Source organism: Streptomyces sp. McG3 (assembly GCF_018619185.1).
Classification (GTDB): domain Bacteria; phylum Actinomycetota; class Actinomycetes; order Streptomycetales; family Streptomycetaceae; genus Streptomyces.
This window is the reverse complement of sequence record NZ_JAAXYC010000530.1, coordinates 1-2540: the sequence shown is the minus strand read 5'-3', so window position 1 is coordinate 2540 and position 2540 is coordinate 1. Positions and strand designations below refer to the sequence as shown.

At 64.2% G+C, this 2540-nt stretch carries 4 protein-coding genes; all 4 read left to right on the top strand.

Translation table 11 applies throughout. The annotated features are described in order from the left end of the window. Positions 1-649: YwqJ-related putative deaminase (locus HET64_RS38135; protein WP_251146451.1), on the top strand; the 649-nt coding region annotated here is incomplete at its 5' end. A 13-nt stretch (positions 650-662) separates the two neighbouring features. Beyond that, positions 663-1136, top strand: a complete 474-nt coding sequence (locus HET64_RS38130) for an SUKH-3 domain-containing protein (protein ID WP_215111804.1) — start codon at positions 663-665, stop codon at positions 1134-1136. Further along, positions 1129-1518, top strand: coding sequence for a YwqJ-related putative deaminase (locus HET64_RS38125; RefSeq protein ID WP_215111803.1), 390 nt, complete (start codon positions 1129-1131; stop codon positions 1516-1518). The genes HET64_RS38130 and HET64_RS38125 overlap by 8 nt, the downstream gene beginning before the upstream one ends. Next, a complete protein-coding gene (locus HET64_RS38120; RefSeq protein ID WP_215111802.1) occupies positions 1515-2468 on the top strand; it encodes an SUKH-3 domain-containing protein in 954 nt (317 codons plus the stop codon). Before HET64_RS38125 ends, HET64_RS38120 begins: the two co-directional genes overlap by 4 nt. Positions 2469-2540 lie beyond the last annotated feature (72 nt).

The window sequence follows — 2540 nt, the reverse complement described above, 5'->3', positions numbered from 1 at the left end:
CAACGGTGGAGGGGGCGGCACGCCCGGGGGCGAACCCAACGGAAAGCCGATCAGCCCACAGCCGGGCTGGCACGGCAGAAGCGCCGGCAAGATGAAACATCATCGGCGCGACGCGCTCGACGTCAGTCACCTCAGCGAGGAGCAGCAACGGGCCGCCCTGGTCCGCGAGACGCGCCACCTGGCGGACAATGCCCGCGACCAGGAGGCGGGGCACAATCCGCCCGGCAAGGACCGCCTGGTGAAATCCTGTGCGGGAGGGCTGTTGCACGAGGGCACCCTGACGAGTCACTCTAGCTCGACGAAACGGCACGGACAGACGCTCCTGGAGACCCATCCCGCGCTCCAAAGCGTGGTCGACCGAGTGGAGAGGGAGATCCGAGCGGATAATGAGAATCCGGGTGCGGGGCATGGTAAGTGCGCCGAGATCGCGCTTGTATCCGACCGGCTCCATGGTATAGAAGAAAGAGGCAAGGCTGCGATAAGTACGGCAGAAGACATCCGAAGGGTAATGGAAGGCGCGCGTGTCTACTCTCTTCAGATCGGAGAGCAGGACTCGCCCACGGGATTCAAAAACCACGGTGACTACAAGGAGCCATGCCGATCCTGCTCCAGGATTCTGCCGCTGATCGGCGTCACTGCGCACACCTAGAACGAGAGTGAAGATGTCAATACTTTCCACGGCCGAAGAAGTGGACGCGTGGCTGACAGAAGCCGGGTGGTACCCAGGACGGGATGCCGCACGGGAGGCGGCGGAGGCCGTTGCGACTGTGACGGGCCGTTACCGTGCCTACGGAGTGGACATCGAACCCTCTGCGGCGGCACTCGCCTTCATTCGGGAGCATGTTTCCCTCCGGGCGGTCATCGACACCGCTCCGGAGAACTTCGCGATCTTCACTCCGCACCTTGTGTTCAAGGGGGACGCCGAGGAGATCGCTGAACTGGCCGGAGACCTCGGCGTAAAGCTGTTCCCAGTTGGCTATGACACTTATGACGGATCCACCATCCTCATGGATGAATCCGGTCGATTCTTTTTCTCTCATCATACTGGTTCCTATTATCTGGGAAGCGAAAAGCACGAAGCCTTGATGAGTCTCATGTCCAGCGAAATGGATGATGCGGAGGATTACTTTGTCTGACCTGATTCCTGGCGTCGCCGCGTCACTGCTCGTTCGTGGAAAGATTTTTAGCCATACCAGCCTCGGTGGTGACGAGCAGCCTGATCTGCACCCGGCTGTGCGGGAATTCTTCGATGTACTTCCTATAGCTGAACGCGAATCCTTTATCGGCTACTGCGCCGAATCCGCTTTGATCTCGGACCAGTTGTGGAGTCTGGATCGCCAACGCGTCGATGGTGGAACAAGCACCCTCGACGAGGGCGCGGTCCATCTCGCAGGTGCCGCCCTCGTCGCGAAGAAGATCCGAGGCCACGGCGACCCCGAGCACGGTACTCCGGCTCAGGTGTGCCGCTCGTGCTCGGCGCTGCTCGACCGTCTCCGCGTCACCGTCATGGACACATGACACCGAACCAGGACGCGCTGACGGCCGCAGGATGGCACGATGGCCGTGACGTCAGGGACGACGCGATGTCAGCCGTTCTCAAAACGATCGCGCTCGTCGAGCCGGTGGCCGATGGAACTACCTGGATGCTGTTCCCGGCGGCCGAACAGGCCTTGCGCGCGTTTTACGGACTGCGCATATCCCCGACGGGGCCGGGGCGTGCTGTGGCGGCCACCGGATGCGTTGTCGACCCCACAGAGGCGCGAAGCGTCTTGCGGCCGTTCGCGTTGCTTGGCGAGGCCCTGGGGACCCGGTTGTTTCCGTTCGGCCGCGCGGACACGGACGCGTTGCTTGCGGTCGATGAGCAGGGCCGTCTCTTCTCGATCGACCACGGCGGTCGTTGGCTGCTCGGAAGGACCGTGCGAGAGGGGCTTACGGCGCTGGCAGAAGGAGACGCTCCACACCGGATCGCCGCTCGTCGGTGGGTATGGACGGCACCGTCAGCGCCCGGCAGGACGCCACTTCTCGACGCTGTCCGGACCGCACTGGTGGCCGTGCACGTCCTTCACCACCGACAGGTGTACAGCGCCCGGGAACTACGCTTGACCGTTACGGCGTTGCGGGGTATCGGTGTGGAGACCCTGAACCGCGCCATCCCGTTGCCCGGGGGGTTGCTGGAGGACGCCGCAGCGCCTCTGGTGGCCGCGGCACTAGCGCTGATCGAGTCCGAAGGGGCCACCGAGCTGGGGAGTGAACTCAAGGTGAGCGTTGGCGTGCCGCTGCTCACCACCGCCCCGCTGTCTTCTGTTGCCTGCTCCGTGCGGACGGGGCACTACGCTGCGACGCCAACGGTGATAGAACTCTCGCTGTCGGCAGGCATGGGGGCTTCGGTGGGCCGAGCCGGCGCAGCCGTTCGCCTCTGTGCCGAGGATCTGGCGCGGTACACCCGGCGGGCGGACATCGATCGGTAGCGAGCCGGGCACCTGCGCGCGCTGACCGGTTGCCGGGGGTCGGAGCTTGAGCCCACCCGCTCCGCCCTTACC

What these genes read in the sequence shown, in the direction of transcription:
- HET64_RS38120 (WP_215111802.1), top strand. Translation starts at nt 1,515, where the DNA reads ATGACACCGAACCAGGACGCGCTGACGGCCGCAGGATGGCACGATGGC.
- HET64_RS38130 (WP_215111804.1), top strand. Translation starts at nt 663, where the DNA reads ATGTCAATACTTTCCACGGCCGAAGAAGTGGACGCGTGGCTGACAGAA.